We start from the raw sequence: 26,121 nt of genomic DNA, 5'->3' as shown, positions 1-26,121 counted from the left end.
GTAAATAACAATAAAAAATACTACTATGAAAACATCTACAAAAAACCGGTATGCTTATGTAAACAATATTCTGATTGCAGTTGTATCCTCTATTTTCGGTTATAATCTTTATCAGGCCATTGTACATCCGGAAAACTCCAATATCGCGATCAGTCTTATTTTGGTAGTCCTGACTTCCGTTATGGTTCGAAAATATGGCTATCAGCCCGCAAAAGAAGAAAAGAAAGATATTTAATATCAACAACACATAATAAAGCCCGGAACATTTTTGTTTCGGGTTTGTTTTTAATAATAAATTTTATTTTATCTTTTCATTTACATAACCTGAGATAAAAACCAATGTAACAATACCTTCTGCTATTAATATCACAACAAGAAATCCAACAGGTTTTCCCAATATGACACCTCTGATAAGCTTGATAATTCCCAACAAGAAAATAAATCCTGCGAAATAAATTGTCGTTCCCGAAATGGTTTCTTTCAAAGAATTTAGCATAAAAAACGAAGCGTAAAATCCTAGAACCAGAATGACATAGAACTTCAAAAAGTCAGGTCCTTTAAGAATAACCGGATTAAATGTCAAATGGACTGTCATAAGCCATATAAAGCCTATCACAACCGGAACTGAATGAATGATGAGTTTTTTCATAATGATGAATTTTATTATCCTCCACAGCCTCCGCATCCACCGCAACCACCGCAGCCTCCTCCACAACCACCTCCTCCGCTGCAGCTTGAGCAACCACAACTTCCTCCATCATTATTTTGCTTATCTTTTCTGTTAGGGTCAGAAACCTCCTGATCTCCTATGATTGAAACGATCGTTCCCAGAATGAAAATAATCCCGAATACAACTCCAGTAACCATTAACCCTGAAAAGCTATCTCCTTCTGTACACGAAAATAAAAGCAGTAACACAAATATGGGAGCAAAGAAGGCCATTTTTTTAAGCCAAAATTGTACTTTTGACTTTTTCTTACGCTCTCTCCAGATTTCTTCTGGTGCTTCCTGCCGGAATATCTGCCGATAACTTGTTAAAGTATCTTCAAACCAGTTCTGATGTCTTTCTTTTTCCGCAGAGCCTCCTTCGGAAGGATGATGATGAAGCGGTCTTTTTAAGATATGGGGACAGAATTCCTCCCAATAATTCTGCGTATAAATCAGATGCATATGCCAAACCTTGTCAACGATGTTACTGGGAGAAGCTCCGTGGGGAAGAATACAGCAGAGATACACGAACTTTTTGTATTCTTCAATTGCTTTTCTTGCGAAATCAAGACTCCAGCGTTCTTCTATGGCCAGCTTTTTTGAAAAAGGGAAATCAACTCCCGGAGCATCCAGAGAAAATTCCTGTATCCTGTTCCAAAGAGACTCATCTTGTAATAGCATTTTTGTTTCCATTGTTTTGATTTTTGTTTTTCTACTCAAATATCAATGGATTATACAATATAAAAGTCTTTCAAAAATCTTTTTTAGTTTGATAAAAATCTTAAATTAGTCTTACAAATAAACACCATGAAAAAGGAAGATATCCTGCATCTTGAGAAACTGATGAATTTCTTAAGCCGGCAATTTTTAAAGAAAAACCATTGGGAAGATGTGACCAAAACCGAATGGTCTTATATAAGCGCTGAACTAAATGAACTGATTATCAATGATCATTCAGAAAAAGAGATAAAAAAAGAACCTGATATTCTGGGAACAAATTATCTGTATGAGCATCTGATCATCAATAAACTGAAAAAATTCAAACAGAACGAGAATGCGGTTTTAAGCAGACCCAACCTTGCTAAACTGAGTTTAATTGTCAAAGTTTTGGGATATTCCAATTACATAGATTTCATAAATTCAAATACGGAAGCATTCAATTTTAATGATCTAAGGATTGATATTAATAATACCAATATGAATACCGCTCTTTTAGACCGTTTAGTAGGGTGCTGGTATTCTTATAACAGAAATCTGCCCGATAATCCTTTGATGGCAAAAGAAGACCGCATATGGCGTTCTGCCATGGAAATTTATAAGTCGGAAACCACAGGAGAATATTTTATTGAAAGAAGCGGTGGTGATCATCACAAATACTTTGGAAAAGTAACCGCCTATTCTGATTATGTTTTCATCATCATGAACAGCAATACTTTTATTCGTCAGAGACATTTCATTTCAAGGATAAAGGATATTAAAGAAAAACTTAAGAACCCGGACTATAAACTCCACGAAATCCACTTTATAAGCACCTGCATTAGTTTCAATCAGGAGCCGATTGCTTTATTTGAAATCTTCAGAAAAGCGGACAGAAAAAACTTCATTTCTGATTCCATCAGTTTTCCCATTGACAGTGACGAAATACCTGAATCAATTGTTAAACAACTTGAAGATACCGAATCTAACAGAATAGATTACAGATAGTTAAAAAAAAATAAAGATTATCGGACAAAAAAATAATTTAACAATAAACATCATCATCAATCTCTATATCATGGCCCCGGAATAAGACTATTTCGGGGTTTATTGTATTTCTCTTATGCCTGGAATATATTTAAACCTTAAAAATCAATTCATTACCGCAATAATTCTCTAACTTGATGGTTCTAAATATAAACCCTTCAATCGTCTTGCTATGGAATATTATGAATTGTATGAAGTTTTGAAAAATCATTTTGATTCCGGAAAAGACAGGGCTGAACTTCAGGAACTGAATGTAAGCATTGAATCAATTCCTTTTGAATCCAAGGTATGTGATCTGCTTTATGGCTCAAAGAAACAACAGTGCAACAAACATCAGCAAACCCTAGAAATCAACAAAAATGGTTATCTCTTGTACAACCTACCTGCTGTAGACATCAAAGATTTTGATATTGAATGCAATAAAAGATTTGAATATCATATCCTGAAGCGGGCAGATATAGAAACAGCCGAAGGAGCTTTGTTTTTTTTCCATGGACTGAATGAAAAGAAATGGGATAAATACCTGCCATGGGCGTATGAATTGGCCCAAAAAACACAAAAGGCCATCATACTGTTCCCTATTGCGTTTCATATGGATCGAGCAGAACCTATCTGGAGTGACCGCCGTCACATGATGGAAGTGGTTAATTTCAGGAAAAAAAAGTATCCGGAAAACATGAATTATTCCTATGTAAATGCTGCGATAAGTTCCAGACTGGAAGCGCATCCGCAAAGAATATTCTGGTCCGGGCTACAGACTTATTCTGATATTACAGAAGTGGTAAAAGATATTAAAAAGGGCAAAATCAAGGGTATTTCTCCAGAAGCAGATCTGGATTTATTTGGGTATTCTATAGGATCATTTCTTGCTTTAATTATCAAAATGGCAGATCCTCAACATTATTTTACCCGATCAAAAGTGTTTTGCTTTTGTGGTGGAATGACGATTGACAGGATGTTTCCGATATCCAAATACATCATGGATACTCAGGCAACAGTTAAAATGCAGTCTGTTTTTACGGAATTGCTGAGCTCTGATTTTAAGTCAGATTCACGTCTGAAACATTATCAGAATGAAGCATTGCATCCACAGGAAAGCTGGTTCAAAAAAATGCTCCGCTACAATTATTTCCAGAAGGAAAGAGAAGAAAGAATTCAGGAAATCCAATCTCAGATCAAGGCTTATGTATTAGAGAAAGACAGTGTTGCTCCTCCGATAGAAGCACTCAATACGCTGCAGGGTGGCTACAGGAACATCAATGTAGATATTGAAATCAAAGATTTCCCGTTTGAATATTCCCATATGGTTCCATTTCCGCTTACCCACAAGCATTCAAAAGAAGTTACCGACGCATTCCACCAGTTTGTACAATCTGCCAGTGATTTCTATAATGCCTGATGATTAATTTTTCAGGGATAAAATAGAGAGAGAAATAGTTTAAAAATAAATAGAATAAGATCCATGGTGTTTGTTTTTAAGTTAATCTTTATCAACTGACCAGCCAGTCTTTAAAATCTTTCACACGGTCTCTGCTGACCGTTATTTCTTCTTCAGGCTGAAACTCAAGGTCCACTTTATAGTAAGGCGAAGTATGGATATTTTTGATATAATCCGAACTGATAATAAATTGCCTGTTCACCCGGAAAAACTTTTTCTCATCGAGTACATCTTCCAGCTCATCAAGTGTAAAATCTGATGGATAGGTACGATCTTCCGTCTGAAGATAAACGATTTTATTTTCACTGAAAAAACAGCTTATTTCATGAGTCTGTATAATCTTAAGGTTGTAGCCTATTTTCACCAGAACTCTGGAAAGCGTAGACTTTTCTTTTCGGATTAACTGTTTAATATCCTGAGAACCATTAGTGTCATTGGCTGGAATAAATGATTTAAATTTCTCCACTGCTACTTCCAGGTCTTCATCAAGAATGGGTTTTAAAAGATAATCAATGCTGTTCAGTTTAAAAGCTTTCAGCGTATATTGGTCAAAGGCTGTTGTATAGATAATGAAACCTTTTGTAGGTACTTTTTCAAAGATATCAAAAGACAGTCCGTCACCCAAAACGATATCTGAAAAGATCAGCTGCGGATGCTCATTTTCAGAAAACCAGGCAACTCCTTCTTCTACTGATTCTATTTTGGCAACTATCTCTATTTCAGGAAAGTTATTCAACATTCTTTCTAATTTCCTTGAAGCAGGTTTTTCGTCTTCTATGATGACAGTTTTGATCATTGATCTTTAATTTTGGTTTTCAGATTTTCGGGAAATAAAGTTAGATAAAAGCTGACAAATTTTAATAATCTATTCGCTTTTTCTCTTTTTTGAGTTCTTTTTCAATCATATCTCTTTCCCATTCGGAATCAAAAAGAAAAAGTTTTGCAGCTTTTACCAGAATGATAAATGCCCAAATTCCAAGGATGATATATCGGTCAAACCAATGAAAGCTAATCATCTTTTCTCCAAAAATATCATCCGGAATGATCAGAACGGCAAATAAGGCAAATATAAAAAGGCTTTTATAGAATTTTCTGATATTGTTGGTTCTTGTGTGGGCAGTATCGTAATCCATGATATTATAAGTTTTTAAGTTATTGTTTAAAGTGTTTTTATTTTCTGTTTTTCATCCTTCTCCATCAGTTCTCTGATTTTTCTTTCTTCCCAGCTTTTACCAATTCCGAATACGCTTATGGCATGAAATGCAATTCCTACTCCCCATCCCAGTGCAGGCCATAAAAACCATAAATATCCGGGAGCAGTTACAATGTTCAGTATTGCTAAAAAAGGAATAACGATACAGTACGAGGTAAGGTTTCCATAAAATTCTTTCAGGTCTTTCACTCTTCTTGAAGCTTTTCTGTAAGCAATTGTTTCTTTGTCTGGTAAAATTTCCATAATGATTTGTTTAAAGGTTGATTTGTTTTTTCTTGAATCAAAGGTAGCTCACGAAAGTGCCATGAATCAATTTTATGTGACCGAATGGTAGATTATGCTGTCTGAATTGTAAAAACCTGCCATTAATAGATAAAAGGGATCAATTTTTTGGTTCTTTTTCTGTATTCAATATATTCATCCCCGAACTGTTCTATCAGCGTCTGTTCTTCAATTTTTATTCTGTAGGCAAAGGCTAAAGCAAAGACTAATGAAAGCCAGTTATTGAGATACAAACCGAGGCCAAAAGAAGTTAACAGGGAAAAAGCATAGGAAGGATGTCTCAGATATTTATAAAATCCTTCTTTTTTGATTTTATGATCCTGTCTTATGGTTACATCTACTGTAAAATATTTTCCCAATGACCTGATGATCATGTATCTTACAATAATCCCTATAACGATAAAAAGTTCACCCAGATATAAAATCCAGATACCGTCAATTATTGGAAAATGAGTCTGATAAGACACAAATACTGCACTTGCAATGGAAAAAGGAATGGCCAGCCATAGGATATTCAGAGTTGATTTATCCTTGTTTTTTTGATCTTCTTTGCCAGATTTCAACATGTTTTTGTAAAGGAATTCTGTAAGAAACCAGGCTGCCATTGAAATATAAAACAAAGTTGATAAAGCATTCATTTTCAATAAAATTAAGATTAAAAGTATTTTTAAAAAGATAGTTTCTCTAATGCTCTTTCTGCTTATCCATCAGTTCTTTGATCTTCTTATCTTCCCATTTCTTGATAAAATTAACACGGGGCAGAAAAACGGTAACTGCATGTGCCGCAAGTCCTATTCCCCAAAAAGTTGCTGTGAAAAAGTTTTTAAACTGAAAATAACTTTCACCAGGTTTCAGGTGCATACAATTATAGACAACAATCAGAGCATTTACTGCTATATAAGCGAATACATGTCCGTAAAACCCACGCAGTCTTTCTACCTGTCTTCTTGCTTGTTGATATTCAATATTGTTTTCGTCAAATGTTCTCATGGTTCTATTTTTTTTGTTTGTTCATAATTTCACGAATCTTCTTTTCCTGCCAGGATTCACCTACTCCAAACACCTGAAATGCATGAGAAGCAACGCCTATTCCCCATCCCAGTACAGGAAACCAGAACCAATGATTTCTGCTGCTCGTAAAAAGATTAATAAAGATTAAAAAGGCACTTACCGTACAGTAAGAAATAAGGTTCATATAAAAACTCTTAATCTCTTTTACTCTTTTTTGTGCCCGTTGGTAAGCTGCAGAATCATCTTCAGGTTTTGATATGGAAACTTGTGGTTTAGCCACGAGCATTGGAAGTTTTACTTTAAAATGATCTTCAGATTTTTCGATGAAGACATTTCGCTCTGTAATAAGGGAATAACGCTGTACAATATTGGCCAGACCAATTCCTGAGCTTTCTTTGATCTGCTCTCTTACCTGAAGATTATTTTCAATGCAGAGCGTATTTCCGTCTGAAAAAATTCTGATGATCAGAGGTTTTGATGATGTGGCAAAATTGTGTTTGATACAATTTTCCAGCAAGAGCTGCAAAGCCAGTGGAACTACATATTTCTGATAATCCTCTTTAGCAACATCAAAGGTAAAATCCACACTGTCTTCAAATCTTGTTTTCAAAAGTTCACAATAGGTTTTTGCAAATTCTATCTCGTCTTCTACTGTTACCAGTTCTTTATCTTTTTGTTCAAGTACATATCGGTAAATCTTTGACATTGAAGCAGTAAACTTTTGTGCTTGACGAGGATTTTCATCAATCAACGAGCTTAAAACATTCAATGAGTTGAAAAGGAAATGTGGATCCAGCTGGTTCTTTAAACTTTCAAACTGGGCATTTGCAGATTTGGCGATAAGCTTCTGTTCCACCACTTCTTTTCGGGAAGTTTTCTTCAGCTCTTCCATGAAACTTCTGGCATGAAGGAAAGCGGATATCAACAATGCTATATTGATGGTAAACCAATTGAGGAAATTATATTTTCCAAGGAAAAACTCTTCTGTAGTAGCTGCTTTTTGAATAAGTACAAAATTGACATAATTGCAGAAATAGACCAGTACAAAATTGGCGACAATAATTGAAATAATACTGATAACCGCTCTTTTGGTTGTAGCCTCAGACCATGGGACCTTTTTATTCAGAAAACTGTTCAATAGCCCGTTTCCTCCTCCCAATACAAAAGAATAAATAAAAGAGATAAGCAGGGTATATAAAAAGTTTTCAAGATTCTTCTCTTCTGTAAAGACAAAAAAGAAAAACATGGAGACAGCAAGCGATACCCAGAATAGTACAATAAAGTTTTTCCGTTTCATGATCTGTTTTCTTGACTCAAAATTAGTTTTTATTAAAGGTATCAAAAATTAATTGTTACCGAAGGGCTGATTTTTCTTTCCGAATGGTATAAAAAAACCTTCACGAATGAAGGTTGATTAATTTGAAATATAGAAAAAGCTATTTTATTTTTTCTGCCGGTAAGCTTAAGAAATAGTCTGCTTCTCCTTTTCCCCAGTTAGGGTCCAAAACTGTTTTGGGTTTGTAGGCTTTAAACTTTGCCTGAGCATCTTTAAACATTTCCAATCCTTTGGTTTTGCTTCCTCCATACTGTTCGGGAGTAAAATAGACATCTTCTGCTTTGATAAGCGCAATTCTTGGGTTTGCCGGGTCTAATTTTTCTGCAATATTAAGTTCCTCAGCAGCTCTTGCTCCATCTGTCATATAACGCTGGGCAGGATTTACCATCATTCTGAGAGAATAAGACATTTTTCTCAACAGGTGAATTTCTGCATTATCAATTCCTGCAAGATTCTGAGCCAATGAAAGACTTTTCTCTGCCTGATCTGCAATACCATCCAATTCCTGCATTTTTCCGTCTCTCATCAGGGTTCTTCCTTTTTGGATATAAGAAAATGCGGCATAGTAAGCCGGAAGCCATTTTGTACTTTCTTTACTTCCTATTCTCTGGAAATCATTTGCAAGAGCCTGGAAATCTTCTGAGGTTTTGCAGGTTTCAATTCTGGCTATTTTTTCAGACATTATTTTGTCATAATCTGCCTGTGCAAAAGCTGTTAAGCTCACAAAAGCTAAAGCAAAACTTAAAAGGTATTTTTTCATGATATCAAATTTTAAAAGTGAGTTATGTTTGTTTGTTCTAAGATATGTTTTTTATAAATTATTATTGATGGCATCATCTGTTTTGTCTACTCCAAAGCTTATAAACGCTCCTATGAAAACAAAAGTATTGACAGGCGGAACAATTGCAGAGCTTCTGGAGCCATTGGCTGAAAAATTATAGCCATAAATATTCTTTGATCCTAAAATATTGCTAATACTCAATACAAATACCGGAAAAGCTTTTGCATCTTTTTTACCGATATTCGGAAGATAATTGACGCTGAAATTCAATGCGTTGTAATCCTTAAGTCTTCCTTCATTCCTGATAAAATTTACAGCTTTTCCATCTTTAAATGTGGAGGCAATGTCATAATAAGGCCGTCCTTTTGCGTAAGTATATGATAAATTGACCCCAAGCTTCCATTCAGGAATAAATCTTTTTGCGACTGCTGAAAGGGTATGTTCTGCTGCAAAACTCGGCTGCAGGCTTACTGGATAATTCAGGAAATCTCTTTTTGAATCCAGATAAGAGTAGCTGATCCAGTAATCGATATTTTCAAATGTCTTTTTATTATCTCTCCAGAAGAATTCCAGTCCTTTTGCATATCCGTAGCCATCATTGTTTAAAGCAGTTTGAATCTGCTGATTTTGCTCTTTGTCCTGGGTAATATTGAACGTCTTAATCAACTGGTCATATTTCTTGTAAAATGCCTCAAAACGTAAAGTTCTGCCCTCTGAAGCTCTCTGAACCTGGAAAATATAATGCTGGGATTTCTGGAAGCCAAGATTGGCAGGTCCATTGATGTATTTACTTTCCGGATTCTGATAAAAAAGTCCGTATGCTAACGAAGTGGTCCAGTCTTTTGCAAGGCGGTAAGCAATTGCAAAACGAGGTGCAATATTATCCTTCCCCAAAAATGAAGAATGTTCTGCTCTCACCCCTATTTTCGCTGACAAAGCATTGCTGAAGCCAAGATCAGTTTCTACAAAAGCAGAGGAGATCAAATCTTTATAATGTTTCCGTACCGTTTCAAAATTCAGATTTTCATCGGTATTATTCAGTTCAACTCCTCCTCTTAAGGCACTGATTCTGTTGATCTTTCTTTCAAGAACTGCTTTGAAGTTCACATAGTTTCCATCAGTCAGAAGCTGGCTTCTGTTGGATTCAACATCATTGGTTTCTGTAGAAAAATGAAGATCCGATCTGTTATAGGAATAAGAACCTCCAATATTCAAAAGATATTTTCCGAATTTCTGTTTAAAAGAAAGGTTGTGAAATGTATTTTTACCATTAAGCTTTACCAGACTGAAATCGGATCCGGGTTTAAGACTTTCTGATCTCACGCCCATTTTATTGGAATTGAACATTCCGTAATATTTGAAAAAGCCTCCTGATTTTGTTTTAAATCTGAAATTCAGATCTCCGTTAAGACCTTGGGGAGCTTCTACAAAGTCTGTATTAAAATTTAAGACCTTCTGCATCAGACTTAAAAGAGAATATCCTGCTGTAGCACCATAGGAATAGTTTTTATTATCTCCTAACTTTTGAAATCCTGCACTCAGAAAAATAGGTGAAATCCCAAAGTTATAGGAGGTTTCTTCCGGAAGATCTACACTTTCCAGCATCAATGCTCCCGAAAGAGCCTGCCCGTACAATGCAGAATAGCCACCACTTGAGAAAACATTTCCTTTAAAAAGTGAAGTATTGAACTGATCTCTCCCCGCTATTCCCGGAACAGAATTAGAAAAATAATTATTGATAAGACTTCCGTCCATAAAGATTTTAGATTCCGTTCCGGTACCTCCACGGATGAATAAACCTTCTGTTCCTCCTACTTTCTGTACTCCCGGAAGATAAGTCAATGCTGAAGAAATCTGTCCGTCTGCTCCTGCCGTTGTATAAATATCAATGGGAGTGAGTAATGCTGTTGCTCTTTTTTTATCACTGGCTTCAATAGATCCTGCAGAAACTACTACTGCATCAATCTCACTGATCTGTTCTTTAAGATCAATATTCAAAGATATATCTTGATTTTCAATAGAAACTGATCTTTCTACATTTTCATATTTCGGGTGGGTAAAAGTAATTGTATGAGCTCCTTTTTCTGAAGTTTCAAAGGTAAAATTACCCTGAGCATCTGTTGTAGCCCCATCATAGGTGTCTTTGAGCGTTACATTTACTTCGGCGACTCCTTTGTTTTTAAAGGATACTTTCCCCGATATTTTCACCTGGGAATATCCCATAATGGAAGTGAGAAGAAGAATCAGAAACAGTATGTTTTGTCCTGGTGTTTTCATTTTTATTGTTTTCTGGAATCAAAAATAGCATGAGAAATACCTTTCTGTAAAAAAATTATTACTGAAAGGCATTCTTTTGCTCCCGAATGGTAATTAATGAACCGGAATGCAAAAATCCACGATCATCTTCCCTTCCGGATGTTCTTTAAAATTGGAGTGATAGATTTCATAAGGAAAAGTTCTTCTCATGGCGTAGTTGTTTTCGTTCATCCATAAGAACAGAGAAACCCAGCATTGTTCAAAATCATCCAATGTCACCTCTCCGCTTCCTACAATGTACTTTCCGCCTTCTAACGTTTCTGAAAATACTTCTCCCTCCTGTTGCTGCAGTTTTTCATCCAAAAGCATACAGGCGTGAATTCTGACTTTATCGAGAGGTGTGATTTTACAGCTGTCATGATATACAGAAATCATTTTAAGATTTTGCCGCGGAAACAGGTTTTTCTTTTTTGCCCAGTCTATCAGGATATTAAAAGAAGGTTCTACGTTGGCCATTCCAAGGCTCATAATGGATGCCAGATTCATTTCCGGCATTTCTTTTATTTCGATTTTCAAATTCATTCTAGTCCAGTTTAACAGGTTTTCAATATTGCAAATGTATTGGCTGAAAACAGTCTCAACTTGTCCGTTCTTGCTTTGTGTTTGTAAAATCCTGTGAAATTCTTCCGGTGCTGATCTGCGAAATTCTGTGGGCGCGAGACCGTAATATTTTTTGAATGTTTTGCAGAAAACAGAATGATTGGAGAAACCAAGATCCCAATAGATCTCCTTGATCTCCATATTTTTATGAACTGCTAAATGAAGAGCACTTTTCTCTATTTTCTTTCTGATAATATAATTCTGAAGGGTTTCTCCTGTAACCAGCTTAAATATTCTGTGAAAATGAAAAGGTGAATAGGCACATATCTCTGAAACTTTTTCCAGAGACAGCTCCGCATCAATATGGTTATCAATATATTGAATTGTTTTTACAATCCGTTTTTTATATTCTTCCACTTCAAAATTATTAGTTTACAAAGATATTTGTCCGGAATGAAAGTCTGTTGTCTTTTATTGCTATTGTCTGGAAGTCATTTTGCTTTTTTTGTCACGAGATCTCCTCTTCAAAACGTTTAAATAAAAGAACATCTTGTTTAACTTTCTGATCTGAAGATGCAATATACCCCTGATAATCTTCATGAATAAAAATTTCTCTGGTAAAGAACTTTTCTTCTTCAATCCTGCATTCGTTATTGACCACTTCAAAAGAATCCAGCGGAAGCATCAGCCCTGCTCCATGAGCCTTTATTACAGCTTCCTTTCTTGCCCAATAAGTGAAGAATTCTTTCGTTTTATCCTCAGCATCATGAATTTTCTGAAGCTCTTTGGCCGTCATCTGAAATATAAAATCCTGATAATTGATCTTCGGATCTCTGAATTCAACATCTATTCCCAAAGGATATTCTGCAATAGCACAGACCGCAAGCTCTTTGGAATGCGATATATTAAAATGAAGATGATGGTCTTTTAAGTAAGGCTTTTTATTGGGAAGAACTCCTGTTTCTACATCAGAAATATTATAATACGTTTTCAGACCATATTGTAAAAGCACCTTTCCCAGTAAAGAAAGCTGCACATCCTGCCATCTTCTGTATCGCAGGATATTCTGATTAACCTCCTGAGAAAAAGCAGGCAGAAATCTATCTAAACGTGACTGATGTTTTTCTTCGCTGATGAATGTATAAAGAATGATCATTTTCTATTGGTTTCCAACTATGAAGGCTTGATAAAATGACTTTTTAACGACTAAAATAAAGCTTTTTTTCATCTCTTTTTAAACAACATATTATTCATCTCAAGATTTTGGAATTTAAAGTTAAAAGATGCTTTATGCCAGTAATTATTTAAACCAGTTTTTTAAAAAAGAGTGAGATCATAAAGCGCTTTGGAAAATCTTTTTTAAATTTATCGTAAAATCACTATAAATCATTTAACAAATGAAAGTACAAACATTAGCATTATTGGCGGGATTTGCAGTTTTTGCCGTTTCATGCGGAACCACAAAAACCTATTCTGTAAATGCCAAAAGCGGAACACAGACAGGGGGAACAGCGAAGTTTACTCAAAATGGAAATGAAGTAACAATGAAGCTTGACATCACCAACCTTACTCCTGGAATCCATGCCGTACACATTCATGAAAAAGGTGACTGCTCAGCTGCAGACGGAACTTCTACTGGCGGCCACTGGAATCCTTCGAAGAATGATCATGGTAAATGGGGTGCCGAACATTTCCATATGGGAGATATAGGAAACCTGGTTGCTGATCAGAACGGAACGGCGACATTGACTTTCAAGACAGACAAATGGTGTCTGGGCTGTACAGACGAGTCTAAGAACATCATCGGAAAAGGTCTTATTGTACACGCTGCTGCAGATGATTTCCATACTCAGCCTACCGGAAATGCAGGAGGAAGAGTGGGATGTGTAGAAATTAAGTAATCTACTTTATTCAATAAAAAAACCGCTAATCTTTATAATTAGCGGTTTTTTTATGTTTAGGATTTAGCTCCCATGTCTGATACAATATTCATTGCTTCCTGCAGGTAAAGATCTTTTTTCAGATTCTTGATCCACATTTCAGATTTTTTCTTGAAAGCTTCGTCTTTTTTCTCTCTTTCAATTTCACTTGGATACATGATAAACTGAAGACCGTTTTCAAATTTTGTCAAAGCCTTGAACTTTTCAATCTGAGATTTTCTGTTCTTCATCAGCTCATTAAATTTTGTAATATTCAATGTGATATTTTCTTCTTTATCCAGTTTTTCTCTCCACTGAGCAGATTCTAATAGCAACTGATAATTGCTGTTTTTAGCCATTCTGTCTGCACTTGCCTTCTCCAGAGCCTGGATATTGAAATAGTTCAGTTTCTGGAATTTTGTAGGTGGAATTTTATCCCAGGCCAATGCATAATCATCATATCGCTCTCCTACTTCAGCATACGTAAAGAAGTCTTTCATCTGGATATCAGAAACAATTCCTTTTCTCTGGGTAGATTCTCCGGTAATTCTGTAGAATTTCTGGATCGTCAGTTTTAAAGATCCGAAATCATCTTCTGTATTCAGGAATCTGTTCAGATCCACAAAAGTCTGCACGGTTCCTTTTCCGAAAGATTGTGGAGATCCGATAATCATCGCTCTACCATAATCCTGCATTACTCCTGCAAGGATTTCTGAAGCTGAAGCCGAAAGTTCGTTTTGCATAATAACCAACGGACCTGTCCAGATTGGAGTTTCATTTTTGTTCTTAAGCGTCTGTATTTTTCCGTTTCCGTCTTTTACCTGAACATAAGGACCAGCTTCCATGAAAAGTCCCATAATATCTCCTACTTCAGTTAAAGAACCTCCACCATTATTTCTAAGGTCAAGAATGATTCCCTGAATGTTCTGTTCTTTAAGCTTAATGATTTCATTTTTGATATCATCAGAAGCATTTCTTCCTTTGGCGTTTTCAAAATCAGCATTAAAGCTTGGCAGGTTGATGAAACCGTATTTCTTACCATTTGGAGCATTCACTACAATACTTCTTGCAAATGTATCTTCGATAGCAACTTCTTCACGGATCATGGTTACATCTTTAATGGAACCATCTTTTTTCTGAACAGTTAAGGTTACCGGAGTTCCTTTTTCACCTCTGATCAGTCTTACCGCTTCATCAGAAAGCATTCCTACCACATTTACAGCATCTTCTTTCGGCTTTGATCTTACTTTCAGGATTTTATCTCCTTCTGAAAGCTGCTTGGATTTCCATGCCGGTGCACCAATGGTAAGTGCTCCTAAGTAAAGGTTTCCTTTTTTCTCCTGGATCAGGGCTCCGATACCAATTACTTTTCCGGTGAACTGGGTATCAAAATCTTCTTTATCTTTTGGAGAATAATAGTTGGTGTGCGGATCAAATACTTCAGTATACGCATTCATATACACGGTAAACCAATCCATTTTCTTTCTCTTTTTGAATCTCGTGAAAGTATCTTTTACAAGGTCTTTTACCTCATCAGTCGCTTTTTTGATCTTCTCGTCCTGAGTAAGTGGCTTAAACTTGATCGTATCTTTCAGTTTATATTTCTGAACAGAGTCTTTCTTTTCTTTCTGAGCTTCTTCTTTGCTGTTCATCGACTCAACTTCCTGGAGGATGTTGTATTTGATGAATTTTTTCCACTCATTATACTGTTCCTGTTTGTTGGCAGGTACTTTTTTTAGTTTGGGCTCAAGAGTAAGCGTTTCATCTTCCTGAAGATTGATGGGCTTGCTGAAGATATCCTGTGTGATTTTATCAATCTCATCCACTCTCTGGTAAAGTCTGTCAATGGTAAGCTTATAGAATGTAAGATCACCTTGTCCGATATAGTCATCAAGCTTTGTTTCATGCTTGCTGAATTCATCCATATCAGATTGCAGAAAATATCTTTTCGCTGGATCTACCAATTCGAAATAATGCTTATAAACGTCCTTCGAATAGGCATCATTGATAGATTTCGGGCTATAATGCAGATAAGAAAGTGTGTTTTTTACGCTCACCATTATTGTCTGCATCTTTTCATCGTCATTCTGTGGCGAGTTGAAACAAAACATTAGACTGGTTAATGGAATCAGGAGTAAAAATTTATTCAGTTTGAAATTTTTCCACATAAACTGTCTTTATTTATTAATTTTTTTAAAATAAGTATAGTAATTAGTAGCAGTAAGTTTGGTACTGTTACAAATGATCAAATTTAATACCTTATTTACAAATATCGACAGTTTTGATCATTTTTATTTAAAGAGATTTACAAATAATCAGGACAGTATGAGCCATTTCCTATTATCAGACAGTTTCGTTATAAAGTGATACAGATCAATCCTTTTTTTCAAACAAACCTAAATTTTTAATTTTTAATCTAAAAACAGAAAACACATACCACAAAAATCAATTTTTAGCCATAAAGGCATAAAATATGCAGAGAATTAACCATACAAATTCAAAATATTAAGTCATGAAAAGTTTATTATGGTTAGTAGCAGTCATCTGCATCGTTGTTTGGCTATTGGGAATGCTAGGAGTCGTTCCCGGAATGAGCACAGGTTATTTAATTCACGTTTTACTGGTTATTGCTATTATTGTTATTCTTTATAATATCATCTCCGGTAGAAAACCTCTCGACTAGTTTATTATTTTGTACGACCACTTAACATTAAAATTATCAGGCTTTACAGGTGTTCTTCACAGGATAACAAGAGATTTTCATGGGAGGCACCTGTAAAATTCTGAGTTTGATGAACTAAAATTCATATTAAAATTCCTTCATTTTAGTCAGATATTCTGCTTCTGGCATTTTTCTTTATCGGTGCATTGATCTTCACTCTCTGAAGCAAAAGCAGAAGGATTTTATTTCTATTTCACAACAGCCAATCCCAATCTGGTATTTTATGGCGTCTGATTTTTACCTACATTTGATGTGTTGAAAATCTATTTGTTCAATTCTGAAAATGAACAAACTCACTCTGTTTAAATAAAAAATTAAAGATAATTTATGGAAAGACCACTTATTCTGGTGACTAATGACGACGGAATTACAGCTCCTGGTATCAGAAATCTTGTAAATTTTATGAATGAAATCGGAGAAGTAGTGGTTGTTGCCCCCAATTCTCCTCAAAGTGGAAAAGGCCACGCTATTACCATTAATTCTACCCTAAGCTACGAAGAAGTTACTCTGGATGGCCCGCAGACAGATTTTTCCTGTAGCGGAACTCCTGTTGACTGTGTAAAAATGGCTCTTGATAAAATCCTGACCAGAAGACCCGATATTGTGGTTTCAGGAATCAATCACGGGGCAAATTCTTCTATCAATGTAATCTATTCAGGGACCATGTCGGCTGCAGTAGAAGCAGGTGTAGAAGGAATTCCTGCCATTGGATTCTCATTACTGGATTTCAGCTGGGAAGCAGATTTCACTCAGGCTAAAGAATTTATTCAGAATATTGTAAGAAGAACATTGGAAAACCCAATGCCAAAAGGAGTTGTACTGAACGTAAATATTCCTAAACTTCCGGCGGAAGAGATTAAAGGAGTAAAAGTCTGTAAACAGGCCAATGCCAAATGGGAAGAAAGCTTTGATGAGAGAGTAAATCCTCATGGTAAAAAATATTACTGGCTGACAGGTTATTTCAACAATATGGATGATTCTGAAGATGCTGATGAAACAGCATTGGCCAATGGATATATTTCTATTGTTCCGGTAAAGTTTGACCTTACAGCTTATGAATACATGAAAACATTGGAAGAAGTGATGACTTTTGAAGATGTAAAAGAAGTAAAATAACAAGAAAATAATAAAAGCGTGAAATTTCATTTCACGCTTTGCTTTTTATATGGCTAAAATAAAACTTTATCTTCTTTCCTGAGTTCTTCCAGATAAGCCTTTTTTTCATCTCTGTAAAAGAGGTTCATGGTTTCAAAAGGTATTAGCTTCAGGTCTTTATTGACAATATGTACGCACGACTTCTTCACCGCTCTTACATCAAAATCATGAGCATCCATAAAGTTCATGATAATTATTCTGAAAAGGTTATCATAATCGAGATCCGGAGCACAAACATCCGGCAGGCAGCACAGTAACTGATTGACTTTAGGCTGAACTTTATCTACGGAAATTCCGGTGCTGAAAATATCCAGCAGCTGCATATGCAATCCTTTATCCTGTTCATAAACAATGGTATTCCTTGATTCATTATTCAGAAGATCTGCAGGATTGATATACCGGGTTAAAGGAATTGTTTCGCCCTGCAGTTTCAAGATATATCCCATAGCAAGAGCATCCGGATTACATGGAACGGGAATAATATCATCAGAATTTAATAACGGAAACTGATTGATAATTTCCTGTCTTACTTCAGTTAAGGTAATTTTTTCATGAGCAGAATCTTCCCGGTTTCTTCCGGCAATTTCAACCGGCTGAAAGGTAATTCCTCTTACGCACTTCTGTTTTAGGGCAAATTCTATAATTTTTCCAATTTCATCAATATTTTTATCTTTTTGAAGAACAATAACCAGTGTCGTAGAAAGGTTAAGCTCATTGAGTTTTTCCAATGCTTTCATTCTGACCGCGGTAAGATCCTTCCCTCTGAAATCTTCCAGGACATCAGGTTTAAATGAATCAAACTGAAGGTAAATTTCAAACTCGGGAGCATAGGTCGCCAATCGTTCAGCAAATCCCGTATCATTGGCTATTCTGATTCCGTTGGTGTTCAGCATCAGATGTTTGATCGGTTTTGATTTGGCAATATCCATAATTTTGAAAAATTCCGGATGGATTGTAGGTTCTCCTCCACTGATCTGCACCACGTCTGGTTCCCCTTCATTTTTTACAATAACATCAAACATAGCCTCAATTTCTTCCAGGCTTCTGTGACTTCCATAATGGGGTGAGGACATTGCATAGCAGGTTGGACAGGTCAGATTACAACGATCTGTAACTTCTACGATAGAAAGACAGCTATGCTGTTCATGATCTACACATAGTCCACAATCATAGGGACATCCATATTCCACATCGGTTCCGAAATGAAAGGGCATTTCAGAGGCTTTATTATAGTTTCTTATATTTTTATAATACTGTACGTCAGAAGCTATTTTTGTTTTAAAAAATCCATGATCCGGACATCTTTTGGTCATAAAAACAGCTTCATCCTCAATAATGATTTTGGCACCTACCCTTTTAAGACATTCCGGGCAAAGACTGATGGTATAATCATAATAAGTATAATTTCTTACTGGCATAGCAAATTTTTTAAAGTCCTCCGCAAATATAACCGCTGATCAATCCACAGATCAGAAGAGATATCAGCATGGTCTGGATAAATTGTTTTCTGGTGAATTTCCTGTCTCCCTTTCTTTCGTAAATAAGTTTTGTAATAAAAGCGACGATGAGGGAAAAAACCAGTGCAGCCAAAATAATTGCACCAATAATCATTATCACTACCCCAGCCAGATTGAGATTCCCTTCTAAAATAGTTAATGTTTTCATCTTGAATATTTTAAATATAAAGATCCGGTATTTTTGATTTTATAAATGTAGTAAATAATTACACAGATACACACCATTTGAATTGTACCTATATTTCCAATGATTTCTATTCTTGGTTTTATAAAATCCAAAAGGAATCTGAATGTAAAATAGCTGAGCATAAACAGCTGAAAAATTAAACCGGAGACGTACTTCTTACTCTGAATATACTTTAATCCCATCCACAGAAGAAGTAAAAAGGCTATTTCATACAAGGCAACAGGATGTCTGAGATATTGGTCCCCCAAATACATTCCAAAAACAGAATCAGTAGGAATACCATACGTTTCTTCATAAACCCCTGTAAGAAAACATCCTATTCTGCCTATAATCATGGCCAATATCAGGGGAAAAACAATAAGATCTCCCGTACTTTCTTTATGATGTACAATCTTTTTTGCCAGCTCTACTCCCAATAAACCAAAAGCCAGTCCTCCTACAATAGTATTGTTTGACCAGACCTTTCTGAAGGAAAAATTTTCAAATAATGCATAAGGATTTTCAAGATTACCGATCAGCTTGGAACCTATCAAAGCTCCGGCAGTAGCACCAATTAAAACTGCCGCAGAAGTATTGAAGGAAAGTTTTTCCTTAGACTTACGTTTCAGATAAAAATAATATCTCATACCCAAAAACATTCCGGCAGCCTCAAAAAGCGGATGCGCAAGGATTGTTTTGCCGAAAATATGAAATGTTACAGGAAAATCCATTGTTTCAAAAATACACTATTTCATATTATTCACTACCTTTATTCTGACAAATAATTACAAAATGCGTATAGAATATGACATAAAACTGGGGTTCAAGGATGTAATGTTCCGCCCTAAGCGTTCTACTTTGAAATCCCGTTCGGAAGTTGATTTACTGAGAGAATTTACCTTTAAACATACCAGGAAAAGATGGACAGGAGTCCCTGTAATTGCAGCCAATATGGATACGGTAGGAACTTTTGAAATGGCAGTGGAACTGGCCAAGGAGAAAATTATTACCGCGGTTCATAAGCATTATACTCCTGAGGAATGGAGCAAGTTTCTCAACAGCCAGCCTGAAAGTATTCATCAGTATATTGCACTGAGTACCGGAACCGGAAAAGCTGATGAAGAGAAAATAAAACAGATCCTCGATAAGCACCCAAAAATTGAGTTTCTCTGTATAGATGTAGCCAATGGTTATTCTGAGCATTTCGTTGAATTTGTGAAGAAAGCAAGAGCCAATTTCCCGGATAAAATTATTATAGCAGGAAATGTGGTTACCGGAGAAATGGTAGAAGAACTTCTTCTGGTAGGTGCAGATATCATAAAAGTAGGTATTGGACCTGGATCTGTGTGTACGACCAGAGTAAAAACAGGAGTGGGATATCCTCAACTTTCTGCGATTATTGAGTGTGCAGATGCTGCTCACGGTTTGGGAGGGCATATCATTGCTGACGGCGGATGCAAAGTTCCCGGTGATGTAGCAAAAGCTTTCGGCGGCGGTGCAGATTTCGTAATGCTGGGCGGAATGTTTGCCGGGCATGATGAAAGTGGTGGCGAAATGATTGAAGAAAACGGTAAAAAATACCGCCTTTTTTATGGAATGAGTTCTAAAACAGCCATGGATAAACATTCCGGAGGTGTGGCAGAATATCGTGCTTCTGAAGGAAAAACAGTAAAAGTGGCTTATAAGGGGCCTGTTTCAGAAACGGTAAAGGATATTTTGGGAGGTGTACGATCTACTTGTACTTACGTAGGTGCCTCAAAGCTTAAAGAACTTTCCAAAAGAACTACTTTTATCAGGGTTCAGGAACAGGAAAATCAGGTTTTTAACTAAAAAATCAAAGAAATATAAAAAGGCTGCATAAATAATATGCAGCCTTTTTATATTGTTATGTTAACATTCCGCCGTCAACGTTTAATGTCTGTCCGGTAATGTATGCCGACATTTCGCTGCCTAAGAATACACATGCATTGGCGATATCTGCAGGCTGTCCTCCTCTCTTCATTGGAATTTCTTCTCTCCATCCCTGAACTGTTTTTTCATCCAGAACAGCAGTCATTTCTGTTTCGATAAATCCAGGTGCAATTGCATTACATCTGATATTTCTTGATCCTAACTCCAGTGCTACAGATTTTGTAAATCCGATCACCCCGGCTTTAGAAGCTGCATAGTTGGCTTGTCCGGCATTACCCTTCACACCTACTACAGAAGTCATATTGATGATAGATCCTGATCTTGCCTTCATCATCGGCTTGATTACCGCTTTTGTAAGGTTGAAAACTGAATCTAAATTTACTTTGATTACTTTATCCCAATCTTCTTTGGACATTCTCAATAACAGGTTATCTTTTGTAATCCCTGCATTGTTTACCAAAATATCAATCTGCCCGAACTCTGCCATTACTTCCTCCACCAATTTCTGAGCTGCATCATAATCTGATGCGTCAGACTGATATCCCTTGATTTGGGTTACAGAACTTAAAGCTGCTTCTAATTCTTTTGCTTTGTCTACAGAGCCGGCGTAGGTAAATGCTACTTTTGCCCCTTGCTGAGCAAACATTTCAGCGATACCTTTACCGATTCCTCTTGTAGCTCCGGTAATTAGTGCTACCTTTCCTTCTAATATTTTCATATCTATTGACAATTATTTTCTTTTTATAACTCGTTCAGCTTGTGACAGCTGCCTCTTCATGTTTCTACAATTCCTTTCCGGAATTAAACGGTTTGCAAAGATATTATAAAATGTTATTCAACCCATTTAAATTTTCAAAATACTACTATTTTTTTTATGATTATCAGGATTTTCATTAAAGTTGACCAAAATTATTTCTGAATCTGGTGAAATAAATAAAGTCTGTTTTTTTACTCTTATCCAGTCTTAATACCTCTTTCTGCCAAAAGTATTTATCATAAATAATGTCTTTCAAAGGCTCATTCTGAAAATTGGAAACTCCAAATTTTCCTTCTTTTTTAACGACAATTTCGTTTTCAGCATTTCCGAATGTTATAATATCTTCGTATACAAACGGTACAATTTCTGTTCCCTTCCCATCCAGGACTCCATAAAAGTTATCTGTGTTTCTGCAGACCAAAGGTTTTGAATATTGATTGAGAGGATTAAAATAGTCAACATCTTCATTTTTTATCTGGCTGATATTTTTCAACTCAGATAATGACTGATCTTTCACTGAAAACCTGTAGTAACGATTATCTTTTCCAACAATAAGATTATCAGGATAAAAACCTAAAATCCGGACACCGTCACCCACAATATTTTTAAGATCTTTATCGAGAAACTTCTCTTCATTTCCTTTTTTAAGGTAAATAAAGTCTTTCCCAGAAATGGTAAAACTTCTGATGAAATCATATTCCAGTGGAAGAATAACATTTCCCTCCAGATCTATAATTCCTGATTTCTTTACCTTATCATTGTAGACACCAAAATAATTATTCAATAAAGGATTTAGATATTTAAAAGTCTGCACATACAGCTTCTTGTCTTTTTTGCTGAAAACTGTTGTCTTTCCATTTTTTGTAAGGTAGATATACTCTTTTTTACCAAAGTATTCCGGGGTGATATCATTATAGACTTCTTCAGCAATTGTTTTTCCATCAGCATCAATCAAACCATATTTTCCTGTAGCCTTATTTTGGGTAACCAGATAAGGATAGGCATTGATATTTACCACTTGTTTTGAAAATTTATGCAGAGTCTCTCCGTTATTTCCAATGATTTCTTTTTCATTGTCTTCATTGATGATCAATGCTCTACCCTCATACAAGCTATAGTCTTCTTTAAATTCGCGATTGCTGAGTTGCTTTCCTTTAAGGTCGTAGAGAAACCATTTTTTATCTTTTAAAACCAAGAGTCTGTTCTTCCCTGAAAAACGAATCTTTTCAGCATAAGGAATGATTTCCTTTCCGTTAAAATCATAAACAGCTTCTGAATTCTGTTTTGATGAGATGATACAATCTTCACTCCACCATGGGGTATTAAATTCCTGATCGTTGAGAGGAATAAGTTCTGTTCCTTTTTCGTCAATAACAGCTGATTTTCTGCTATTTCCTTCCTCAGAATATAGAATAAACCGGTTTTTAAAGACATGCAGAATACCTCCATTGTAAGGGGATTCAAATGTAACCGTTCCTAAAGAATCTACAATTCCCTGTTTCTTGTAACCAGTATCATAGAATGTTCCATATCCTTCCGAATAAGAACTGATCTCCTTCCCTGTTTTTTTCGACAGGATCACCTTCATATATTGGTTAGTCTGTGCTGTACAGACTACAGAAAACAATACAAAAACTAATTTTTTCAAAGAAAATTAAATAGAATTATTGACAATAAGAACGATCTCTCCTTTTAAAGTTTTACTCTTGGAGAACTCAATTAATTCATTGATTGTCCCTCTTTTAGTTTCTTCAAATTTCTTAGAAATCTCACGGCTTAAGCTTACCTTGGTTTCTTCTCCGAAGAATTCTTTGATCTGTTCCAGAGTGGTATTAATCTTATGAGGGCTCTCGTACAAAACGATGGTCTTTTTTTCTTCTGCAAGCTGCTTCAGTTTGGTTTGTCTTCCTTTTTTCTGCGGCAGAAATCCTGCGAATAGAAATTCATTATTAGGAAGCCCCGAAACCACAAGTGCCGGAATGAGCGCCGTAGCTCCGGGAAGGCAAATCATGTCAATATTATTATCTGCTCCTGCTTTGGCCAGCAAATATCCGGGATCTGAAATACCAGGTGTTCCCGCATCGGTAATAATAGCGATATTCTCACCATTTTTAAGATCTGTAATCACTTTCTCCGTTGCCTGATGCTCATTGTGTAAATGATAGGACTTTAAAGGCTTGGAGATCTCAAAATGTTTTAAAAGTATTCCTGAAGTTCTGGTGTCTTCACATAAAATATAATCTACTTCTTTCAGAACATTTACCGCCCTGAATGTCATATCTTCCAGATTCCCAACGGGTGTGGGAACAAAATATAGGATTCCGCTCAAAATTATAAGAATTTATTTTCCACCAATATCCAAAGTCTCTGTGCATATTCATCCACCTTATTCCATTTTCTGTCATAGTACAGATCACTAAGGTATTCTTTGGCTTCTTCCAGTGTTCTGAATTGATTCAGCTGATAAACAGTATCGTTCAGATCTGCCTGGCTTCCCTCAAAAAGCATCTTTGTAAAGGCAAGTCTGTCATTCAGATCCAGCTTAAATTCAGGTTTCAGCTTGTCTGCTTCCATGAATTGGGTTGGAATATTGGATTTCAGAATACTTCCTGTATCTTCTTTAACAACAGGAGCTGTTTTTTCTTCCTTGGAAAGTTCCAGGTGGTCGTCATCAAAAAGTGACTGAACAGCCTTCATTCCTTTGATATTGGCTAATTTTATTTTTTTCTCCCGATGGTATTCTTCTAAATTTTCGAAGCTTTCATCGGAACGATGTTTATCTGTTTTTTCAGTAACAGGCTTGTCGATTTCGACAATCTTTCTGCGATCATATACTTCAGCCAGAATACTTTCTTCTTTTGCAGGTTCTTCAGAGTGGTCATTTTTGATCTCACTCAGAATATTTTCCACATTGGAAGTTTCTGTAGCCATTTCCCCCTGCTCTATGGAAATGTTTGAAGCCACAAATTGTTCTTCGTTTTCTTCAATCAGTATTTCATCATCCAGCGTTTCTGTATCAAAAATGCTCGGAATTGTTTCCGTTACAGAAGATTTTACATCATTTACTACAACAGAATCCGTTTCTTTTTCAGATTTCGTCACAATAATTTCATCTTCCTGTTCTTCTATTTCATTGAGCTGATTAGTGAAAACAGCTTCTTCCTCTGTGACTTCATTATAAAACAGATCTTCGTTAAGATCTTCATCCGAATCCGGTGTAGAATCTGCAAGAATTTTATCTTCATCTACAAAGCTCAAAACTGCTCTCTGTTCCTCTGAAATTTCATTTTCATCAATTTCATTCAGCTGATTATTAAAAACAGCCTCTTCTTCAAGGGGTTCATATTCTGGAGTCTCTTCCTGAATATTTTCCGGTAATTTTTCTTCCTTGTTTTCTTCTACAAAGCTTACAATATTTTCATGGAATTCATTTTCAACAATTTCATTCAGCTGATTGTTGAAAACAGCTTCTTCATCAGGTTCGTCTGAAAAAACTTCATTTTCATCAATTTCGTTCAGTTCATTATTGAAAATTGCTTCCTCCTCCGTCACTTCGTTTCCGGTATCATGATGATCTGTTTCTCCTGAAACAAAAGAGACATAATGATGGTCCGGATTCTGCTCCGGATTGTCTGCTACGAAGTATTCAATATTTTTTTCCAGCAGTTTCAAAAAAGAAATCCTGTTAGCAAGCTCATCTACAAGATCTTGCTTGGAAAGTAATTCGTCTATATTGCTTATTTTGTCCAGATTATCAATGATATTCATGGATTCAAAAAAAATCTTTTCCTTTAAATCTTGGATATTCTGCATAATAAGATTCTTATTAAAATTGCTTACTTTTGATGTTAAAAATATACGGCTAATTTAACAAATGTTTTTAGAAAATACAATTAATCATTCCAAACAAAGTGGTTGGATGGAAGTGATTTGTGGCTCTATGTTTTCCGGTAAAACCGAGGAACTTATCCGCAGATTGCGAAGAGCGGAAATGGCAGGACAGAATGTGGAAATTTTTAAACCAAAAATGGATGTACGGTATTCTGAAGAAGATGTAGTTTCCCATAATCAGAATAAAATCCGCAGTACAGCAGTAGAAAACCCTAATGAAATTCTTCTGTTGGCTTCGAATTGTGATGTAGTAGCCATTGATGAAGCTCAGTTTTTTGATGAAAGCATTGTTGATGTTGCCAACCAGCTTGCCAATAGTGGTATCAGAGTAGTTATTGCAGGATTGGATATGGATTTTTTGGGTCGTCCATTTGGACCAATGCCCAATTTGATGGCGACTGCAGAGTATGTTACAAAAGTGCATGCTATTTGTAAGAGAACCGGTAATCTTGCCAACTACTCGATGAGAACTTCACAGGGAGATAATCTGGTGGAACTGGGAGAAACAGAAAGTTATGAAGCAGTAAGCCGCCGTGTTTTTATTGACGAAGTACTTTCAAAAAGAAAATAATCGGATAAAGCAGACGACGAAATCACTAAATTGTAAAACTGTTTGCTATAAACCGTAAAATATATTCACTAATATAAAATGAAAAGCGAAAAAGCTACACTGTAAAATATTTAAAAAGGAAAAACCGGATGATGTCATAAATCT

Annotated in this window: 28 protein-coding genes; 8 read left to right on the top strand and 20 right to left on the bottom strand. The window is 35.9% G+C overall.

Annotation, left to right across the window (positions count from 1 at the left end; all coding sequences use genetic code 11):
* The first annotated feature begins 25 nt into the window (after nucleotides 1–25).
* A complete protein-coding gene (locus RHP76_RS15230) occupies nucleotides 26–235 on the top strand; it encodes a hypothetical protein (protein ID WP_311228516.1) in 210 nt (69 codons plus the stop codon).
* A 63-nt stretch (nucleotides 236–298) separates the two neighbouring features.
* On the opposite strand, the gene RHP76_RS15225 is transcribed toward RHP76_RS15230, so the two are convergent.
* Together RHP76_RS15225 and RHP76_RS15220 are read right to left on the bottom strand one after the other, a co-directional pair.
* Nucleotides 299–649, bottom strand: coding sequence for a hypothetical protein (locus RHP76_RS15225; protein ID WP_311228515.1), 351 nt, complete (start codon nucleotides 647–649; stop codon nucleotides 299–301).
* Between the two features lie 14 nt (nucleotides 650–663).
* The gene (locus tag RHP76_RS15220) at nucleotides 664–1,401 is read right to left on the bottom strand and encodes a glycine-rich domain-containing protein (RefSeq protein WP_311228514.1); all 738 of its coding nucleotides are present in this window, start codon (nucleotides 1,399–1,401) and stop codon (nucleotides 664–666) included.
* Between the two features lie 114 nt (nucleotides 1,402–1,515).
* On the opposite strand from RHP76_RS15220, the gene RHP76_RS15215 reads away from it, so the two are divergent.
* Both RHP76_RS15215 and RHP76_RS15210 read left to right on the top strand, forming a co-directional pair.
* Entirely contained in the window at nucleotides 1,516–2,412 is an 897-nt protein-coding gene (locus RHP76_RS15215) for a hypothetical protein (RefSeq protein ID WP_062672870.1), read from the top strand.
* Between the two features lie 211 nt (nucleotides 2,413–2,623).
* Nucleotides 2,624–3,850, top strand: coding sequence for a DUF6051 family protein (locus RHP76_RS15210; RefSeq protein WP_311228513.1), 1,227 nt, complete (start codon nucleotides 2,624–2,626; stop codon nucleotides 3,848–3,850).
* Between the two features lie 91 nt (nucleotides 3,851–3,941).
* On the opposite strand, the gene RHP76_RS15205 is transcribed toward RHP76_RS15210, so the two are convergent.
* The 10 genes from RHP76_RS15205 to RHP76_RS15160 form a co-directional block, all read right to left on the bottom strand.
* A complete protein-coding gene (locus RHP76_RS15205; protein WP_311228512.1) occupies nucleotides 3,942–4,685 on the bottom strand; it encodes a LytR/AlgR family response regulator transcription factor in 744 nt (247 codons plus the stop codon).
* 61 nt (nucleotides 4,686–4,746) lie between these two features.
* A complete protein-coding gene (locus RHP76_RS15200; RefSeq protein ID WP_311228511.1) occupies nucleotides 4,747–5,022 on the bottom strand; it encodes a 2TM domain-containing protein in 276 nt (91 codons plus the stop codon).
* A 26-nt stretch (nucleotides 5,023–5,048) separates the two neighbouring features.
* Nucleotides 5,049–5,345 carry a 2TM domain-containing protein gene (locus tag RHP76_RS15195; RefSeq protein ID WP_120232336.1) on the bottom strand — a complete coding sequence of 99 codons (297 nt, stop codon included), beginning with the start codon at nucleotides 5,343–5,345 and terminating at the stop codon, nucleotides 5,049–5,051.
* Nucleotides 5,346–5,467: 122 nt separating this feature from the next.
* Complete coding sequence (locus RHP76_RS15190; RefSeq protein ID WP_311228510.1) at nucleotides 5,468–6,022, bottom strand: methyltransferase family protein; 555 nt, start codon at nucleotides 6,020–6,022, stop codon at nucleotides 5,468–5,470.
* A 46-nt stretch (nucleotides 6,023–6,068) separates the two neighbouring features.
* The gene (locus RHP76_RS15185) at nucleotides 6,069–6,374 is read right to left on the bottom strand and encodes a 2TM domain-containing protein (RefSeq protein WP_123278714.1); all 306 of its coding nucleotides are present in this window, start codon (nucleotides 6,372–6,374) and stop codon (nucleotides 6,069–6,071) included.
* 4 nt (nucleotides 6,375–6,378) lie between these two features.
* Nucleotides 6,379–7,692: a 2TM domain-containing protein gene (locus RHP76_RS15180; RefSeq protein WP_062672857.1), complete on the bottom strand. Its 1,314-nt coding sequence runs from the start codon at nucleotides 7,690–7,692 to the stop codon at nucleotides 6,379–6,381.
* Between the two features lie 139 nt (nucleotides 7,693–7,831).
* A complete protein-coding gene (locus RHP76_RS15175) occupies nucleotides 7,832–8,491 on the bottom strand; it encodes a hypothetical protein (RefSeq protein WP_311228509.1) in 660 nt (219 codons plus the stop codon).
* A 51-nt stretch (nucleotides 8,492–8,542) separates the two neighbouring features.
* Nucleotides 8,543–10,789, bottom strand: a complete 2,247-nt coding sequence (locus RHP76_RS15170; protein WP_311228508.1) for a TonB-dependent receptor — start codon at nucleotides 10,787–10,789, stop codon at nucleotides 8,543–8,545.
* Nucleotides 10,790–10,882: 93 nt separating this feature from the next.
* On the bottom strand, nucleotides 10,883–11,785 hold the full coding sequence (locus RHP76_RS15165) for an AraC family transcriptional regulator (RefSeq protein ID WP_311228507.1): 903 nt from the start codon (nucleotides 11,783–11,785) through the stop codon (nucleotides 10,883–10,885).
* Nucleotides 11,786–11,876: 91 nt separating this feature from the next.
* Nucleotides 11,877–12,524, bottom strand: a complete 648-nt coding sequence (locus RHP76_RS15160) for a 4'-phosphopantetheinyl transferase family protein (protein WP_311228506.1) — start codon at nucleotides 12,522–12,524, stop codon at nucleotides 11,877–11,879.
* A gap of 241 nt (nucleotides 12,525–12,765) precedes the next feature.
* Between RHP76_RS15160 and RHP76_RS15155 the strand changes: the two genes are divergently transcribed.
* Entirely contained in the window at nucleotides 12,766–13,269 is a 504-nt protein-coding gene (locus RHP76_RS15155) for a superoxide dismutase family protein (protein ID WP_062672846.1), read from the top strand.
* 56 nt (nucleotides 13,270–13,325) lie between these two features.
* Here RHP76_RS15155 and RHP76_RS15150 read toward each other — a convergent pair whose 3' ends face one another.
* Nucleotides 13,326–15,455, bottom strand: coding sequence for a carboxy terminal-processing peptidase (locus RHP76_RS15150; RefSeq protein ID WP_120232329.1), 2,130 nt, complete (start codon nucleotides 15,453–15,455; stop codon nucleotides 13,326–13,328).
* A gap of 344 nt (nucleotides 15,456–15,799) precedes the next feature.
* Here RHP76_RS15150 and RHP76_RS15145 point away from each other — a divergent pair, with 344 nt between their 5' ends.
* A complete protein-coding gene (locus RHP76_RS15145) occupies nucleotides 15,800–15,970 on the top strand; it encodes a lmo0937 family membrane protein (protein WP_110008970.1) in 171 nt (56 codons plus the stop codon).
* A 366-nt stretch (nucleotides 15,971–16,336) separates the two neighbouring features.
* Nucleotides 16,337–17,125, top strand: a complete 789-nt coding sequence (gene surE, locus RHP76_RS15140; protein ID WP_062672842.1) for a 5'/3'-nucleotidase SurE — start codon at nucleotides 16,337–16,339, stop codon at nucleotides 17,123–17,125.
* Between the two features lie 53 nt (nucleotides 17,126–17,178).
* Here surE and RHP76_RS15135 read toward each other — a convergent pair whose 3' ends face one another.
* Genes RHP76_RS15135 through RHP76_RS15125 form a run of 3 tightly spaced genes read right to left on the bottom strand, consistent with a single transcriptional unit; the run spans nucleotide 17,179 to nucleotide 19,578 of the window.
* Entirely contained in the window at nucleotides 17,179–18,582 is a 1,404-nt protein-coding gene (locus RHP76_RS15135; RefSeq protein WP_311228505.1) for a radical SAM protein, read from the bottom strand.
* 10 nt (nucleotides 18,583–18,592) lie between these two features.
* A complete protein-coding gene (locus RHP76_RS15130; protein ID WP_311228504.1) occupies nucleotides 18,593–18,829 on the bottom strand; it encodes a hypothetical protein in 237 nt (78 codons plus the stop codon).
* On the bottom strand, nucleotides 18,826–19,578 hold the full coding sequence (locus RHP76_RS15125) for a prolipoprotein diacylglyceryl transferase (protein WP_311228503.1): 753 nt from the start codon (nucleotides 19,576–19,578) through the stop codon (nucleotides 18,826–18,828). Before RHP76_RS15125 ends, RHP76_RS15130 begins: the two co-directional genes overlap by 4 nt.
* A 61-nt stretch (nucleotides 19,579–19,639) precedes the next feature.
* On the opposite strand from RHP76_RS15125, the gene RHP76_RS15120 reads away from it, so the two are divergent.
* A complete protein-coding gene (locus tag RHP76_RS15120) occupies nucleotides 19,640–20,677 on the top strand; it encodes a GMP reductase (protein ID WP_120232325.1) in 1,038 nt (345 codons plus the stop codon).
* A gap of 55 nt (nucleotides 20,678–20,732) precedes the next feature.
* Here the strand turns inward: RHP76_RS15120 and fabG are convergent, their stop codons facing one another.
* The 4 genes from fabG to RHP76_RS15100 all read right to left on the bottom strand — a co-directional run bounded on the left by fabG (nucleotide 20,733) and on the right by RHP76_RS15100 (nucleotide 25,328).
* Nucleotides 20,733–21,476 (bottom strand): 3-oxoacyl-[acyl-carrier-protein] reductase, encoded by a 744-nt coding sequence (fabG, locus tag RHP76_RS15115; protein ID WP_041461954.1) that lies wholly within the window; start codon nucleotides 21,474–21,476, stop codon nucleotides 20,733–20,735.
* Between the two features lie 175 nt (nucleotides 21,477–21,651).
* The gene (locus RHP76_RS15110) at nucleotides 21,652–23,163 is read right to left on the bottom strand and encodes a WG repeat-containing protein (protein ID WP_311228502.1); all 1,512 of its coding nucleotides are present in this window, start codon (nucleotides 23,161–23,163) and stop codon (nucleotides 21,652–21,654) included.
* Nucleotides 23,164–23,169: 6 nt separating this feature from the next.
* On the bottom strand, nucleotides 23,170–23,844 hold the full coding sequence (gene rsmI, locus RHP76_RS15105; protein ID WP_277693660.1) for a 16S rRNA (cytidine(1402)-2'-O)-methyltransferase: 675 nt from the start codon (nucleotides 23,842–23,844) through the stop codon (nucleotides 23,170–23,172).
* Nucleotides 23,845–23,846: 2 nt separating this feature from the next.
* Nucleotides 23,847–25,328: a DUF8457 domain-containing protein gene (locus RHP76_RS15100; RefSeq protein ID WP_277693659.1), complete on the bottom strand. Its 1,482-nt coding sequence runs from the start codon at nucleotides 25,326–25,328 to the stop codon at nucleotides 23,847–23,849.
* Between the two features lie 61 nt (nucleotides 25,329–25,389).
* Here RHP76_RS15100 and RHP76_RS15095 point away from each other — a divergent pair, with 61 nt between their 5' ends.
* Complete coding sequence (locus RHP76_RS15095) at nucleotides 25,390–25,977, top strand: thymidine kinase (RefSeq protein WP_062672824.1); 588 nt, start codon at nucleotides 25,390–25,392, stop codon at nucleotides 25,975–25,977.
* Nucleotides 25,978–26,121: the final 144 nt, after the last annotated feature.

This window comes from Chryseobacterium sp. SG20098 (assembly GCF_031844745.1).
Lineage (GTDB): Bacteria > Bacteroidota > Bacteroidia > Flavobacteriales > Weeksellaceae > Chryseobacterium > Chryseobacterium cucumeris.
The sequence above is the reverse complement of the archived record's forward strand: the minus strand, read 5'-3'. Positions and strand labels throughout refer to the sequence as shown.

Coding starts and splice junctions, on each gene's coding strand:
- RHP76_RS15180 (WP_062672857.1), bottom strand. CDS start 7,692: ATGAAACGGAAAAACTTTATTGTACTATTCTGGGTATCGCTTGCTGTC.
- surE (WP_062672842.1), top strand. CDS start 16,337: ATGGAAAGACCACTTATTCTGGTGACTAATGACGACGGAATTACAGCT.
- RHP76_RS15095 (WP_062672824.1), top strand. CDS start 25,390: ATGTTTTTAGAAAATACAATTAATCATTCCAAACAAAGTGGTTGGATG.
- RHP76_RS15170 (WP_311228508.1), bottom strand. CDS start 10,789: ATGAAAACACCAGGACAAAACATACTGTTTCTGATTCTTCTTCTCACT.
- RHP76_RS15160 (WP_311228506.1), bottom strand. CDS start 12,524: ATGATCATTCTTTATACATTCATCAGCGAAGAAAAACATCAGTCACGT.
- RHP76_RS15125 (WP_311228503.1), bottom strand. CDS start 19,578: ATGGATTTTCCTGTAACATTTCATATTTTCGGCAAAACAATCCTTGCG.
- RHP76_RS15215 (WP_062672870.1), top strand. CDS start 1,516: ATGAAAAAGGAAGATATCCTGCATCTTGAGAAACTGATGAATTTCTTA.
- RHP76_RS15155 (WP_062672846.1), top strand. CDS start 12,766: ATGAAAGTACAAACATTAGCATTATTGGCGGGATTTGCAGTTTTTGCC.
- RHP76_RS15150 (WP_120232329.1), bottom strand. CDS start 15,455: ATGTGGAAAAATTTCAAACTGAATAAATTTTTACTCCTGATTCCATTA.
- RHP76_RS15175 (WP_311228509.1), bottom strand. CDS start 8,491: ATGAAAAAATACCTTTTAAGTTTTGCTTTAGCTTTTGTGAGCTTAACA.
- RHP76_RS15230 (WP_311228516.1), top strand. CDS start 26: ATGAAAACATCTACAAAAAACCGGTATGCTTATGTAAACAATATTCTG.
- RHP76_RS15100 (WP_277693659.1), bottom strand. CDS start 25,328: ATGCAGAATATCCAAGATTTAAAGGAAAAGATTTTTTTTGAATCCATG.
- RHP76_RS15225 (WP_311228515.1), bottom strand. CDS start 649: ATGAAAAAACTCATCATTCATTCAGTTCCGGTTGTGATAGGCTTTATA.
- RHP76_RS15185 (WP_123278714.1), bottom strand. CDS start 6,374: ATGAGAACATTTGACGAAAACAATATTGAATATCAACAAGCAAGAAGA.
- RHP76_RS15205 (WP_311228512.1), bottom strand. CDS start 4,685: ATGATCAAAACTGTCATCATAGAAGACGAAAAACCTGCTTCAAGGAAA.
- RHP76_RS15130 (WP_311228504.1), bottom strand. CDS start 18,829: ATGAAAACATTAACTATTTTAGAAGGGAATCTCAATCTGGCTGGGGTA.
- RHP76_RS15220 (WP_311228514.1), bottom strand. CDS start 1,401: ATGGAAACAAAAATGCTATTACAAGATGAGTCTCTTTGGAACAGGATA.
- RHP76_RS15210 (WP_311228513.1), top strand. CDS start 2,624: ATGGAATATTATGAATTGTATGAAGTTTTGAAAAATCATTTTGATTCC.
- RHP76_RS15200 (WP_311228511.1), bottom strand. CDS start 5,022: ATGGATTACGATACTGCCCACACAAGAACCAACAATATCAGAAAATTC.
- RHP76_RS15135 (WP_311228505.1), bottom strand. CDS start 18,582: ATGCCAGTAAGAAATTATACTTATTATGATTATACCATCAGTCTTTGC.
- fabG (WP_041461954.1), bottom strand. CDS start 21,476: ATGAAAATATTAGAAGGAAAGGTAGCACTAATTACCGGAGCTACAAGA.
- RHP76_RS15195 (WP_120232336.1), bottom strand. CDS start 5,345: ATGGAAATTTTACCAGACAAAGAAACAATTGCTTACAGAAAAGCTTCA.
- RHP76_RS15190 (WP_311228510.1), bottom strand. CDS start 6,022: ATGAATGCTTTATCAACTTTGTTTTATATTTCAATGGCAGCCTGGTTT.
- RHP76_RS15145 (WP_110008970.1), top strand. CDS start 15,800: ATGAAAAGTTTATTATGGTTAGTAGCAGTCATCTGCATCGTTGTTTGG.
- RHP76_RS15120 (WP_120232325.1), top strand. CDS start 19,640: ATGCGTATAGAATATGACATAAAACTGGGGTTCAAGGATGTAATGTTC.